This window comes from Pseudomonas sp. P4795, from assembly GCF_048822895.1.
In the GTDB taxonomy this organism is placed as follows: Bacteria; Pseudomonadota; Gammaproteobacteria; order Pseudomonadales; family Pseudomonadaceae; genus Aquipseudomonas.
Window position 1 is genome coordinate 77791 of sequence record NZ_JBMFBT010000009.1, and the last position, 13352, is coordinate 91142.

The 13352-nt window shown below is 61.1% G+C and carries 17 protein-coding genes; 2 read left to right on the plus strand and 15 right to left on the minus strand.

The window, feature by feature from the left end:
* Positions 1–137: 137 nt before the first annotated feature.
* The 10 genes from ACOI8A_RS23170 to ccmA form a co-directional block, all read right to left on the minus strand.
* Positions 138–542, minus strand: coding sequence for a hypothetical protein (locus ACOI8A_RS23170; protein WP_420648008.1), 405 nt, complete (start codon positions 540–542; stop codon positions 138–140).
* 29 nt (positions 543–571) lie between these two features.
* A complete protein-coding gene (ccmI, locus tag ACOI8A_RS23175; RefSeq protein ID WP_420651427.1) occupies positions 572–1771 on the minus strand; it encodes a c-type cytochrome biogenesis protein CcmI in 1200 nt (399 codons plus the stop codon).
* The gene (locus ACOI8A_RS23180) at positions 1768–2241 is read right to left on the minus strand and encodes a cytochrome c-type biogenesis protein (protein WP_420648006.1); all 474 of its coding nucleotides are present in this window, start codon (positions 2239–2241) and stop codon (positions 1768–1770) included. The genes ccmI and ACOI8A_RS23180 overlap by 4 nt, the downstream gene beginning before the upstream one ends.
* The gene (locus ACOI8A_RS23185; RefSeq protein WP_420648005.1) at positions 2238–2774 is read right to left on the minus strand and encodes a DsbE family thiol:disulfide interchange protein; all 537 of its coding nucleotides are present in this window, start codon (positions 2772–2774) and stop codon (positions 2238–2240) included. Before ACOI8A_RS23185 ends, ACOI8A_RS23180 begins: the two co-directional genes overlap by 4 nt.
* Positions 2771–4759 (minus strand): heme lyase CcmF/NrfE family subunit, encoded by a 1989-nt coding sequence (locus tag ACOI8A_RS23190; RefSeq protein WP_420648004.1) that lies wholly within the window; start codon positions 4757–4759, stop codon positions 2771–2773. The genes ACOI8A_RS23185 and ACOI8A_RS23190 overlap by 4 nt, the downstream gene beginning before the upstream one ends.
* A 3-nt stretch (positions 4760–4762) precedes the next feature.
* Entirely contained in the window at positions 4763–5218 is a 456-nt protein-coding gene (ccmE, locus tag ACOI8A_RS23195; protein WP_420648003.1) for a cytochrome c maturation protein CcmE, read from the minus strand.
* Entirely contained in the window at positions 5215–5391 is a 177-nt protein-coding gene (ccmD, locus tag ACOI8A_RS23200; protein WP_420648002.1) for a heme exporter protein CcmD, read from the minus strand. Before ccmD ends, ccmE begins: the two co-directional genes overlap by 4 nt.
* Positions 5388–6143: a heme ABC transporter permease gene (locus ACOI8A_RS23205; protein ID WP_420648001.1), complete on the minus strand. Its 756-nt coding sequence runs from the start codon at positions 6141–6143 to the stop codon at positions 5388–5390. Before ACOI8A_RS23205 ends, ccmD begins: the two co-directional genes overlap by 4 nt.
* A gap of 78 nt (positions 6144–6221) precedes the next feature.
* The gene (gene ccmB, locus ACOI8A_RS23210) at positions 6222–6890 is read right to left on the minus strand and encodes a heme exporter protein CcmB (RefSeq protein WP_420648000.1); all 669 of its coding nucleotides are present in this window, start codon (positions 6888–6890) and stop codon (positions 6222–6224) included.
* A complete protein-coding gene (ccmA, locus tag ACOI8A_RS23215; protein WP_420647999.1) occupies positions 6887–7522 on the minus strand; it encodes a cytochrome c biogenesis heme-transporting ATPase CcmA in 636 nt (211 codons plus the stop codon). Before ccmA ends, ccmB begins: the two co-directional genes overlap by 4 nt.
* A gap of 197 nt (positions 7523–7719) precedes the next feature.
* Between ccmA and ACOI8A_RS23220 the strand changes: the two genes are divergently transcribed.
* Positions 7720–9291 (plus strand): flagellar hook-length control protein FliK, encoded by a 1572-nt coding sequence (locus ACOI8A_RS23220; protein WP_420647998.1) that lies wholly within the window; start codon positions 7720–7722, stop codon positions 9289–9291.
* On the plus strand, positions 9288–9617 hold the full coding sequence (locus ACOI8A_RS23225) for an EscU/YscU/HrcU family type III secretion system export apparatus switch protein (protein ID WP_420647997.1): 330 nt from the start codon (positions 9288–9290) through the stop codon (positions 9615–9617). The genes ACOI8A_RS23220 and ACOI8A_RS23225 overlap by 4 nt, the downstream gene beginning before the upstream one ends.
* A gap of 89 nt (positions 9618–9706) precedes the next feature.
* Here ACOI8A_RS23225 and ACOI8A_RS23230 read toward each other — a convergent pair whose 3' ends face one another.
* The 5 genes from ACOI8A_RS23230 to motD form a co-directional block, all read right to left on the minus strand.
* The gene (locus ACOI8A_RS23230) at positions 9707–10099 is read right to left on the minus strand and encodes a DUF2802 domain-containing protein (RefSeq protein ID WP_420647996.1); all 393 of its coding nucleotides are present in this window, start codon (positions 10097–10099) and stop codon (positions 9707–9709) included.
* Positions 10100–10585: a chemotaxis protein CheW gene (locus ACOI8A_RS23235; RefSeq protein WP_108226832.1), complete on the minus strand. Its 486-nt coding sequence runs from the start codon at positions 10583–10585 to the stop codon at positions 10100–10102. It lies immediately after the preceding gene.
* A gap of 86 nt (positions 10586–10671) precedes the next feature.
* Positions 10672–11622: a CheW domain-containing protein gene (locus ACOI8A_RS23240; protein WP_420647995.1), complete on the minus strand. Its 951-nt coding sequence runs from the start codon at positions 11620–11622 to the stop codon at positions 10672–10674.
* 2 nt (positions 11623–11624) lie between these two features.
* Positions 11625–12413 carry a ParA family protein gene (locus tag ACOI8A_RS23245; RefSeq protein WP_420647994.1) on the minus strand — a complete coding sequence of 263 codons (789 nt, stop codon included), beginning with the start codon at positions 12411–12413 and terminating at the stop codon, positions 11625–11627.
* 43 nt (positions 12414–12456) lie between these two features.
* On the minus strand, positions 12457–13347 hold the full coding sequence (gene motD, locus ACOI8A_RS23250) for a flagellar motor protein MotD (protein ID WP_420647993.1): 891 nt from the start codon (positions 13345–13347) through the stop codon (positions 12457–12459).
* Positions 13348–13352 lie beyond the last annotated feature (5 nt).

Genomic DNA, 13352 nt, shown 5'->3' on the forward strand with positions numbered 1-13352 from the left:
CGCCGCCTGACAAAAGTAACCCTAGAGTTATCTTTACTCAAGCACAGAAAGTGTCGGGGCGACGTCTGGTTGTTTTGCAGCATGTGAATGGTCTCACTTCACACAGCAAAACGGCGATCCTAAGATCGCCGTTTTCTTCACTGCCCGAACCGTTTACCCAACCCCGCCGGCACGCCGTGGATGTTGGTGTCTTCCCACGGGCCGTTGGGGCTGATGGCGCGGCTCCAGCCGTTGTTCCAGCGATAGTAGGTGCGCTGACGGTAGAAGGTGTTGGTTTGGTCGTCGAGGACGTAGACGCCGAGTTTCTGGTCCCAATGGCTGTTGCCGCCCGGTGGTGGGGCGAAGCTGGCCGAGGTGCGCGGGACGGGTTTGGCCGGTTTGGCCGGAATGCTGGTCTTGCCCGGGGTCGGGGTTGGCGACGGGGTCGGACTTGGCTGCGACGGCGGGATCGGTGGCAGGCTGGTCGGTTCCGGGCGTTGCACCGCACAGGCGCTGACCGCGAGGGTCAGCGAGATGACTGCAATTCGAGCAAAGGCGTTCATGGCGGTGCTTCCAGTGGTCTGCCGGACGGTTATTTGTCCGGGCTGTCGATGGTCAGTGTCTGCGGCGCGGTGGTGCTGCTGGCCAGAGGCCCGCTGCGGCCGACCCACTCCCCGGCGGTCGGTTGACCGGCGCGGGAGATGCGTGCAACCAGTTGGACTTCAGGGAAGTTCGACAGTTTCAACTGCGGCATCATCGCGTCGGCATCACCCAGTTCGACGGTCACCGGCAGGTCGGCGACGGTCATGCGCTTGGCCGCCAGCGGCGCCGGTGGGCCGGAAGTGGCGCGGGCGAAGATGAACACGCTGTCGCCCGGTTGCACTTTGTCTTTCAGTTCTTTGGCCAGATCGACGCTGACCCGCAGCAGTGCAGTTTTTGCTACTGGCGCCACAGCAACCTTGCCGCCGCTGGCTTGCAGTTTCTCGCCAGCGCGGGCGATGCCGCCTTGCAGCGCTTCGCGGGATTTGTCTTCTGGCGGCAGTTGCGCCAGCAGACGGTTCCAGTAATCGATGGCTTCCTGATAACGCTGGCCTTCGAACGCGGCGATGCCCAGTAGACCGAGGCTGGTGACTTCCTTCGGATCGGCTTTCAGCGCTTCGTCGGTCAGCGCCTGCACCTTGTCCGACCACTTCTTGTTGTCGGCAAAATACTGCGCCTGCGCCCACTGCCCGAGCAGTTCCGGCTGGCGACCGGCGAGAGTGACGGTGCGTTCGAACATCTTCGCCGCGTCCGCCGGGCGATCCTGAGCCATGTAGGTGCGACCGAGGAAATACAGGCCTTCGGCCGAATCCGGTTGCGCCGCCACGGCACGCTCAAGGCGTTCGGTCATTTGCTCCATCGACTGCGGCGCCTGGGCGAATTCGCGGGTCAGTTCAACCTTGTCGCTGGCACCGAAATGCAGATACAGCGCAAGGCCCAATACCGGCACCAGCACCGCCGCCAACAACGGCAGCGGTTTACCCAGTTTGGCAACCCGCGCCGGCGCAACGCCTTCGGTGTCGGCGAGCAATTCACGCGCGGCCTCAGCACGACCGCTGTCCATTTGCGCGGCATCGAGCACGCCTTCGGACTGTTGCGATTGCAACTCGGCCACGCGTTCCTGATACAGCGCAACGTTAAGGGCGGTGCGATCTTCCTCGCGCTGGGCACGACGGCCGCGCAACACGGGGATCAGCAGAAAACTCAGGGCGACCAGAAGCAACAGCCCTGCGGCAAGCCAGAAATCAATCATTCTTGGTTTTTATCCAACAGTTGGTCGAGGCGCTGACGTTCTTCGGTGGACAGCGATTGCGCGGTGTTGCTGCGTTGCTCGCGGCGACGACGGCGGACGATCAGCACAATCACCGCAAACCCACCGAGCAGCAGACCGGCCGGGCCAAACCACAACAGCGCAGTCTTGGCATTCAGTGCCGGTTTGTAGCGCACGAAATCGCCGTAGCGATCAACCATGAAATCGATGATCTGCTGATTGTCCTTACCCTCACCGAGCATGCGGAAAATCTCTTTACGCAGGTCGGCGGCAATCGGTGCGTTGGAGTCGGCGATGTCCTGGTTCTGGCATTTGGGGCAGCGCAGTTCCTTGGTCAATTCGCGGAAACGCTCGCGGTCACCTTCTTTGGCGAACTCGTAAGTGTCGATGGCCGCGTGCGCCACCCCGGCCAGACTCAAACCCAACACGACAGCGGCTAAAAAGCGCTTCATGGCTTGGCCTCATCGACCAGCGCCTGATACTTGGCCGCGAGGTTTTCACGCCAGACCTGCTCGTCGATCACCCCGACAAACTTGTCGCGGATGATGCCCTTGGCGTCGATGAAGAAGGTTTCCGGCGCGCCGTAAACGCCGAGGTTCAGGCCCAGCGAGCCTTCTTCGTCACGGATATCCAGCTGATACGGATTGTGGAATTCGGCCAGCCACTTCAAGGCATCAGCATTGACGTCCTTGTAGTTGATGCCGTAGATCACCACACCGCGCTCGGCGAGTTTGTTCAGCACCGGATGCTCGACCCGGCAGGAAATGCACCACGTACCCCAAACGTTGACCAGTGCCGGTTTGCCGAGAATATCGGCTTTGGTCAGGGTCTTGTCGCCCTGCACTGACGGCAGGGAAAACTCCGGGAAAGGCTTGTTGATCATCGCCGACGGCAGCTCTGCCGGATCGAGATACAGACCGCGATAAAGAAACACCGCCACAAGCAAAAAAATCGCCAGCGGGACCAGCATCAACCAACGTCTCATGCAGCGGCTCCTTCCATGCCCAGCGCTTCGCGCACACGGGCTTTGACCTTGACTCGATAACGCCGATCCAGCGCCGCCAGCAGACCACCTACACCTGTGAGCAAACCGCCGAACCAGATCCAGCGCACGAACGGTTTGACGTGCACGCGCACCGCCCACGCGCCATCACCGAGCGGTTCTCCCAAGGCGACATAGAGGTCGCGGGTGAATCCGGCGTCGATCCCGGCTTCGGTCATCACCGAGTTCTGCACGGTGTACAGACGTTTTTCCGGGTGCAGCACGCTGATTTCCTGACCGTTGCGGATCACCCGAATGGTGCCCTTGTCGGAAGTGAAGTTCGGCCCCTCGAAATGCTTGGCGCCTTCGAACACGAACTGATAACCGCCCAGCGCCATCGACTCACCCGGCGCCAGACGCAGGTCGCGTTCGGCACTGTTCTGGCTCGACAACACCACGCCCAGCGCGCACACCGCGATACCGAGGTGAGCGATCTGCATGCCCCAATAGCTACGAGTCAGCGTTGGCAAACCCTTGATCAGACCTTTGTGGCGGGTCTTGTCGATCAGGTCACGCACACCGGCAAGCAACACCCATGCGGCGAGCATGAAGGTCGCGAGCACCGCCCAGTTGAAATCGCCGTACGCGATACCGGCGACCACTGCCAGCGCCGCGCTGCCGAGCAGCACCGGAGTCAGCATGCCCACCAGCCATTTCACCGGAGTGTCTTTCCAGCGCACGATCACGCCGACCGCCATGACCATCATCAGCAACGCCATCAATGGAATGAACAGCGCGTTGAAATACGGCGGGCCAACCGACAGCTTGGCGCCGCTGATCGCGTCGAGAATCAGCGGATACAGGGTGCCGAGCAGAATCATCGACGCCGCCACCACCAGCACCAGGTTATTACCCAGCAGCAGGGTTTCGCGCGACCACAGGTTGAAGCCGACTTGGCTCTTGACCACTGGCGCGCGCAGCGCAAACAGGGTCAGCGAACCGCCAACGACAAACAGCAGGAAGATAAGAATGAACACGCCGCGCTCCGGGTCGGAGGCAAATGCGTGCACCGAGGTCAGCACGCCGGAGCGCACGAGGAAGGTGCCGAGCAGGCTCAGCGAGAACGCTGCAATCGCCAGCAAAACCGTCCAGCTCTTGAACACGCCGCGTTTTTCCGTGACGGCCAGCGAGTGAATCAGCGCCGTGCCGACCAGCCATGGCATGAACGAGGCGTTTTCCACCGGGTCCCAGAACCACCAGCCGCCCCAGCCAAGTTCGTAGTACGCCCACCACGAACCGAGGGTGATGCCGATGCCGAGGAACGCCCAGGCGACAATCGTCCACGGACGCGACCAGCGCGCCCACGCCGCATCAAGACGACCGCCCATCAACGCGGCGATAGCAAAGGCGAACGCTACCGAAAACCCGACGTAACCCATGTACAACATGGGCGGATGAACGATCAGGCCGATGTCTTGCAGCAATGGATTGAGGTCAGCACCATTGCTGGGCATTTGCGGCAGGATGCGTTTGAACGGGTTGGACGTGAGAATTAGGAACAGCAGAAAACCGGTACTGATCATGCCCATCACCGCCAGCACACGGGCGAGCATGACTTGCGGCAACTGCCGCGAGAATACCGACACCGCGAACGTCCAGCCGCCGAGAATCATTGCCCACAGCAGCAGCGATCCTTCGTGCGCACCCCACACCGCGCTGAATTTGTAATACCACGGCAAAGCGGTATTGGAGTTATTGGCAACATAGGCGACGGAGAAATCATCGCTCATGAACGCGTAGGTCAATGCGCCGAAGGCGAACAGCAAAAACGCAAATTGCCCCCACGCGGCCGGTTGCGCCAGGCTCATCCACAAACGGTCGCCGCGCCAAGCACCGAGCAACGGCACCACGGCCTGCACCAGCGCAAAACACAGCGCCAGAATCATCGCCAGATGACCGAGCTCAGGAATAAACAGTGCGGAAGTCATCGATCAACCCTCCTTCGCTGGGGTCGGTGCGGATTGACCGCTGTCCTTGAGTGCTTTGGTCACTTCCGGTGGCATGTACTTTTCGTCGTGCTTGGCGAGCACTTCGTCGGCAACCACCACGCCGTCGGCGTTGATCTTGCCGAGGGCGACGATGCCTTGGCCTTCACGGAACAGATCCGGGAGGATGCCGCGATAGGTGATGGTTACGGATTTGCTGAAGTCGGTAACCACGAAGCGCACGTCCAGCGAATCCTTGGAGCGTTGTAGCGAGCCCTTCTCGACCATGCCGCCGGCGCGAATCCGCGTGTCCTGCGGGGCCTCACCGTTGGCAATCTGCGTCGGCGTGTAAAACAGATTGATGTTCTGCTGCAGGGCGCTCAGGGCCAGGCCGACGGCAGCGCCGACCCCGACCAGAATTGCCAGAATGATGATAAGACGCTTTTTACGCAGCGGATTCACTTGCCGTTCTCCCGGCGCAGACGACGCGCCTCTTGTTGCAAATAGCGCTTGCGGGCCGCAATCGGCACCACCACGTTGAGGGCCAGCACCGCGAGGCAGATGCCGTAGGCCGACCAGACATACAGGCCATGATGGCCCATGGCGAGGAAGTCGCCGAACGACGCGAAACTCATCGAGCGGCCTCCAGACTGTGCTGCACTTCGGCTTTCACCCAACTGGCGCGGGCTTCACGCTTGAGCACTTCCAGGCGCATGCGCAGCAACAACACCGCGCCGAAAAAACAGTAGAAACCCAGCACCGTCAGCAACAGCGGCAGCCACATCTCGGCAGGCATCGCCGGTTTTTCGGTAAGGGTGAACGTCGCGCCCTGGTGCAGTGTGTTCCACCACTCCACCGAGTATTTGATGATCGGAATGTTGATCACACCGACAATCGCCAGCACCGCGCAGGCCTTAGCCGCGCTGTCGCGATTACTGATGGCATTGCCCAGCGCGATCAGACCGAAATACAGGAACAGCAGAATCAGCATCGACGTCAGACGCGCATCCCAGACCCACCACGAACCCCAGGTCGGTTTGCCCCAGATCGCCCCGGTGACCAGCGCCACGGCGGTCATCCACGCACCGATAGGCGCCGCGCATTGCAGGGCGACGTCGGCCAGTTTCATTTTCCACACCAGACCCACCACGCCGCACACCGCGAGCATCACGTAGATCGACTGCGCGAGCATCGCGGCAGGCACGTGGATATAGATGATGCGAAAGCTGTTGCCCTGCTGATAGTCCGGCGGCGCGAAGGCCAGGCCCCAGACGACGCCGACAGCGATCAGCAGCAACGCAGCGATGCTCAACCACGGCAACAGCTTGCTGCTGATGCCGTAAAACCATTTGGGCGAGCCGAGCTTGTGAAACCAGGTCCAGTTCATACTGTTTCCATCACGGGTGCCGCTCATCGTTGTGAACGGGCTTAGGGTCTTTACTGGTCAAATTTTGACCAGACCTCATTATTCGCCGACGCTGATCTTCAGGCCAGCAGCTATTGCAAAGGGTGTCAGGGTGATCGCCAGGGCGGTCAGGCTACCAAGCCACAGCAGATACCCGGTCGCCGGCATGCCTTGGAGCGCTGCCTGCAAGGCGCCACTGCCAAGAATCAACACCGGGATGTACAACGGCAGAATCAGCAGCGCCAGCAACAGGCCACCGCGTTTCAGACCGACCGTCAGCGCCGCGCCCACCGCACCGAGCAAGCTCAGCACCGGGGTCCCCAGCAACAACGAAAGCAGCAACACCGGCAGACAGGCGGCCGGCAAGCCGAGCATCAACGCCAGTAACGGCGAGAGCAAAACCAGCGCCAGACCGGAGAACAGCCAGTGTGCCAGCACCTTGGCCAACACCAGAAGTGCCAGGGGGTGCGGCGAAAGGACCCACTGTTCGAGGGACCCGTCTTCGAAATCACTGCGGAACAGCCCGTCCAGCGAGAGCAGGACCGACAACAACGCGGCCACCCAGACTAACCCCGGGGACAGGTTTTGCAAGACTTGTGTCTCCGGGCCGACGGCCAGCGGGAACAACGCGATGACGATGGCGAAGAAAATCAGCGGATTGGCCAGCTCCGCCGGGCGGCGAAACAGCAGTCGGGATTCACGGGCGATCAGCAGACCAAAGACACTCATGCTGCCCAATTCCCGAGATCGATGTCGCGATAACCGGCCGGCGTTCGGCTCAGCGTGTGGTGGGTGGTCAACACCACCATGCCGCCGCGTTCGCAGTGCTCGGCGAGATGCGCTTCGAGCTGCGCCACGCCCTGCTTGTCGAGGGCGGTGAACGGTTCGTCGAGGATCCACAACGGCGGACTGTCCAGATACAAGCGCGCCAGCGCCACGCGGCGTTGCTGACCGGCGGACAGGCTGTGGCAGGGAACATCTTCGAATCCGCGCAATCCTACAGCGGCCAGTGCTTGCCAGATCGCTTCGTGTCCAGCCGGCTGATGCAGCGCGCACAGCCACGAAAGGTTTTCTTCCGGGGTCAGCAGTTCCTTGATCCCGGCGGCATGGCCGATCCACAGCAGGTTGCGCGCCAGTTCGCTGCGTTGCGCGGCCAGCGGCTTGCCGTTGAGCAGCACTTGACCCTCGGTCGGCTGCATCAGACCGGACAGAAGACGTAGCAAACTGGTTTTACCGCTGCCGTTTGGGCCGCTGATCTGCAGCATGTCGCCACTGACCAGGCGCAATTCGAGATTTTCGAAAAGCAGCCGCAGATCACGCTCACAAGCGAGGGCAACAGTTTGCAGGACAGGACTGGTCAAGGGTTCACGGGCCTTATACGGTTCAAGTCGGCTCTGGCGCGGCCGTTAAAGAGTTGCAGCATAGATGCATCGACGGCTCGATCTAGAGAGCTGCGTCAAACAATTGCAATGTTTTCGCCACTCTCGGAACGACGGGCGGCATTATACATGTCGCCACCCTCTCTCCAGAGTGCATTTTCCTCAGGTTGTGTCCGCGTATGACAGGCGAAATGAACATCCTCCCGCTCCCGCCCACCACCCCGGCGACCGTTCGCCCGCAGGTGGGTGAGTTGCTTAAGCTGCTGACCCCGGTCGAAGGTTTGATCGGCGCCGGGCAAAGCGCCAAGGCCGAGGTGTTGTCGCTGAAGCAGGCCGATCAGACCTTTCAGTTGCTGCTCAAAGTGACGCTCGACAGCGGCCGCCAGACCACCGTGCAAGCCACCAGCACCCAGCCGTTGCCGCAGGGCACCAGTCTGGCGATCACCCAGCCATCGGCGGGTAATCTGGCGATCACCGTGCAGCAGGCGATTGCCAGCAGCGTCGCCACCCTCACGCGCATCGACACCGCGCAATTGCCGGTCGGCACCCTGCTGCAAGGCAAGGTGCTGACCTCGCAGGCGCTGCCGCAAACGCCGGGGCAACCGACGGTGTTTCGCTCGATGGTCAGCCTGCTCAACACTGCGTTGAGCGGCAGCACATTGAGCATCGACAGTCCGCAACCGCTACGCATTGGCACGCTGCTGTCGGCGCTGGTGCAGGACACGCAAACCCTGAAATTTCTGCCGCTGAGCAATCGTCAGGAGCAGTTGGCAGTCAGCCAGCAACTGGTCAGCCAACAGAGCCGCCAAGGTTCGCTGGATGGTTTGCTGAAACTCCTGCAGAGCCTGCCCGCCGACAGCCAAACCACCCAGGATTTGCGCGCAGCGGTCGACAAACTGCTCGCCGGCCTGCCGGATGTGCAGCAACTGAGCACGCCGAAAGGTCTGGCGATGGCGCTGGCCAACAGCGGCATGTTTCTCGAGGCCAAGCTGCTGACCGGGCAGAACCCGACGCTGGCCCCGGACATGAAAGCCGACCTGCTCAAGCTGATCGCGCAACTCACCCCCGGTTTGCCCGGCAACACCAATCTGAATGCGATCCTCGCCGCCAACACCCTGGCGCAGGCGATGCCGAGTTTCGTGCGCAACGCGCTGGGCATGCTTGGCCAGGTCAGCGCCAAACCTTTGCCGAGCAGTTTCCCGCTGCCGGATCGGCTGCTGCAAAGTCAGGATGGCGAAGGTGATCTGGAGCACTTGCTGCGCCTTGCCGCTGCGGCCGTGTCGCGCCTGCAAAGCCATCAGTTGTCGAGCCTGGAACAGACCGGTGTCACCGATGACGGTCGCCTGCTAAGTACCTGGCAGCTGGAAATTCCGATGCGCAACTTGCAAGACATCGTGCCGTTGCAGGTCAAGTTTCAGCGCGAAGAAGCGCCAGAAAAAGAAGAGCAAAATGAACAGCGCCGCGATGATCGCGAACCGAAAAAACAGCTGTGGCGCGTCGATCTGGCGTTCGACATGGAACCGCTGGGTCCGATGCAGATTCAGGCGCAGTTGATCAGCGGCAGCCTGTCCAGTCAGCTGTGGGCCGAGCGGCCGTACACCGCGAGCCTGATCGAAAGCAATCTGGCCGCACTGCGCCAACGCCTGTTGGATTCCGGGCTGAACGTCGGCGACCTCGACTGCCACCTCGGCAGCCCGCCGCAAGGCAACCAGACCCGTCTCGAACAACGCTGGGTGGATGAAACCGCATGAACGATTCCAGCGCTCCACGCCAGGCCATCGCCCTCAAATACGACGGCAACCACGCGCCGACGCTCACCGCCAAGGGTGACGAAGAACTCGCCGAAGAAATCCTGCGCATCGCCCGCGACTACGAAGTGCCGATCTACGAGAACGCCGAGCTGGTGCGCTTGCTGGCGCGCATGGAATTGGGCGACAGCATCCCGGAAGAGCTGTACCGCACGATTGCCGAGATCATCGCGTTTGCGTGGAATCTGAAGGGCAAGTTCCCGACGGGACAAGACCCGGATGCGCCGATGGTCGAGAAAGACATCACCGAACGTGGAGAGGATTATTAAGCCTTAAAAGCAAAAGATCGCAGCCTTCGGCAGCTCCTACGCTGGATTTTGTAGGAGCTGCCGCAGGCTGCGATCTTTTGATCTCGCTCTTAGTTCTTGTGCAACTTGCGCATCAATTCCGCCTCAGCCTGGGTCAACCCGCAGGACTGAGTCAGTTCATCGACACTCGCGCCCATTCCCACCAGTTTCGCCGCTTGAGCGAATGACAGGCTGGACGGGTCGCGCTGTTCCAGTTGAGCAAGTTTGTCCGGTATCGGCCCGACTACCGCGCGCAGCTCATGCAGGGCGTCGCCCATGCGCACGGTGCCGTTCTGGTAGTCGTCGACACGCTTGGCCAGATCCTTGATGCGCTGATCACGCAGCGCATCGCCCTCGGCCTGTTGCGCAGTGATCACTCGCTGCGCCTTGATGTACGCGACAAACATCGCCAGCGTGCCTGCCCAGAAGAGGAACAGGACAATGACCGCAACCTCAAGAATCAATCAGATGTTCTCCAGATCCGACCATTCTTCTTCGCTCATCATCTTGTCCAGTTCGACAAGGATCAGCAGTTCGTTGTTCTTGTTGCACACGCCTTGAATGAACTTGGCGGATTCTTCGTTACCGACGTTTGGCGCGGTTTCGATTTCCGACTGACGCAGGTAAACCACTTCAGCCACGCTGTCGACCATGATCCCGACCACTTGCTTGTCGGCTTCGATGATGACGATGCGGGTGTTGTCGCTGATCTCGCCGCTGTTCAGGCCGAAGCGCTGACGGGTGTCGATCACGGTGACCACGTTACCGCGCAGGTTGATGATGCCCAGCACGTAGCTTGGTGCACCCGGAACCGGAGCGATCTCGGTATAGCGCAGGACTTCCTGAACGCGCATCACGTTGATGCCGTAGGTTTCGTTGTCCAGCTTGAAGGTTACCCATTGCAGGATCGGATCTTCAGAACCCTTTGCCGCCGTCGCCTTGTCGTTCATACCCTAGCCCCTCGAAATACCGCGCCTGGCGGTTTATGTTCTGTGCACCGTCATGAGTATGCCGGTGCCTGTCTGTTATGTAAGTGTCATGTCGGTTTGTGGTTCGGCTTACTGCCGGACATGTGCTTTGCCCCGCCGCTGGCGATCAACTCGGCCAGTGCAGCGACATCGAGCAAGGCGCACATGTGTTCAATCACCGTGCCGGCGAGCCATGGCCGCTGACCTCGATGACTTCTCCATTTGATTTCATTCGGGTCCAGACGCAACGAGCGACTGACCTGATGCACCGCCAGCCCCCACTCGTAACCTTGTACCGAAATCACGTACTGCAAGCCCTGACGGAAATCATCGCGGTAGCGATCCGGCATGACCCAGCGCGCGGTATCCAGCACTTTCAGGTTGCCGGCCTGGCTCGGCAGAATCCCGAGGAACCATTCCGGCTGACCGAACAGCGGCGTCAGCTCGTGACCGGCCAGTGAATAGATCGAGCCGAGGCATACCAGCGGCACTGCCAGGGTCAATCCGGCCACATCGAACAGCAGGCATTCGAACGCCTCGGATGCCCAGGCAGGACGGCCGTCGGTGTCTACCGGCGGCGGTGGATTGCTTGGCGGCAGATGCACTTCGACCAGTGGCGGAACCAGTGCCTGAACGACCGGCGCTGGTTCGGGTGCTACCGGTTCCGGCGTCGGCTCGACCGGCTCAGGTGCAGCCTGCATCAATTGAGTTTGCAACAGCGGTGCGAGTGTCGAGGCCAAGCGCGGCGGCTCTGCCGTCTCCAGCAACACCACCGGCGCCTTGGCCACCGCAGCAGGCGCAGCAACCGGCGCAACAGGCCTGGCCGCTTTCTCGGCATCACGCGCCTGCTCTTCCAGCACTGCAGCCTGGAATTCATCCAGTGCTTCAGCGCTTTCAACCACCTCAGGCTGCGCCGCAATCTCCACCGGCAATTCGTCGGGAATTTCCTCCAACAAACTGTCCAGATACGACTGCAAAGCCATTTGCGGCTTCGACGTCAACTTCACCGGCCGATTCATACTCAAGCCACCTGCGGAACAAGTTGTTGCGCGAGCAGATGCTTGAGCAGCGCGCGATACGCCAGCACGCCACGGCTCTTGCCATCGAATTGCGAAGGCGTGACACCGGCCCGGCTGGCGTCGCGCAGACGGGTATCGACCGGGATGTAACCCTGCCAGATATCCTCGGGAAACTTGTCGCGCAGCACGCGCAGGGTATGCATCGAAGCTTGTGTGCGGCGGTCGAACAGGGTCGGCACGATGCTGAACGGCAGCGCCTGTTTGCGCGAGCGGTTGATCATCGCCAAGGTGTTGACCATGCGCTCCAGACCTTTCACGGCCAAGTGCTCGGTCTGCACCGGGATCACCAATTGCTGGCTCGCGGCCAAGGCGTTGACCATCAACACGCCGAGCAACGGCGGGCTGTCGATCACCGCGTAATCGAAGTCCTGCCACAGCTGCGCCAGACTCTTGGCGATCACCAGCCCCAAGCCACTCTGCCCCGGCGACTGGCGCTCGAGGGTGGCCAGCGCGGTGCTTGAGGGCAGCAGGGAAATGCGTGCGTCGCTGGTCGACAGCAGCAACTGACCGGGCAGACCTTGCGGCACGCTGCCCTTGTGCAGGAACAGGTCGTAGTTGCTGTGTTCCAGACTGTCGGGGTCGTAACCGAAGTAGCTGGTCATCGAGCCGTGCGGGTCGAGATCGACCACGACCACGCGCTTGCCCGCCTCCGCCAGCAAACCGGCTAAAGCGATAGAAGAAGTGGTTTTACCAACACCACCCTTTTGATTGGCGACTGCCCAGACTCTCATTCGGATCGTTCCTCCCGGCCGATATGCTCGACCGAGACATAGCTCAGCGTATTAATGCGGGCGACGGAGAATTGACGGCACTCTCGCGTCCCGGCGTCTTGACCGGGGTCGGTGCAGTTTGTGTGCCAGCACGCTTCAATGCGGCGTCCGGTTTCGCGTTGGCGGTTCCGGTGCCTGTCAGGCTGCGGCGTACATCGAGGTTGCGCGACACCACCAGCACCACACGCCGGTTTTTCGCCCGGCCTTCGGCGGTAGCGTTATTGGCCACTGGCTGAAACTCGCCGTAGCCGACCGAGGCCAGCCGGCCAGGGTTTACGCCCTGCATCGCCAGCATGCGCACGATGCTCGCCGAACGCGCCGAAGACAGTTCCCAGTTGGTCGGGTACTGCGAGGTACGGATGGGTTGATCGTCGGTAAAGCCTTCGACGTGGATCGGGTTGTCGAACGGTTTGAGGATCGCCGCAACCTTGTCGATGATGTTGAACGCGATGTCGCTCGGCATGGCATCGCCGCTTCCGAACAACAGGCTGGAGTTGAGTTCGATCTCGACCCACAACTCGTTGCCACGCACGGTCATCTGGTTCGAACTGATCAGGTCACCAAATGCAGCGCTGATGTCGTCGGCGATGCTTTTCAGCGGATCGCTGGCCCCGGCAATGCCGGCATCGATCTGTTCGGCGTCTTTGACCAGCGGCTTGGCCGGGGTCACGGTTTTCGGGCGCTCGTCGCCAATCGGGATCGGTTTGAGCGCGCGATCGGAGTCCTTGAACACCCCGACCAGCGCTTCGGAAATCTCTTTGTATTTGCCTTCGTTGATCGACGAAATCGAGTACATGACCACGAAGAACGCAAACAACAAAGTGATGAAGTCAGCGTACGACACGAGCCAGCGCTCGTGGTTTACGTGTTCTTCCTGGTGGCGACGACGTGCCATGAGGT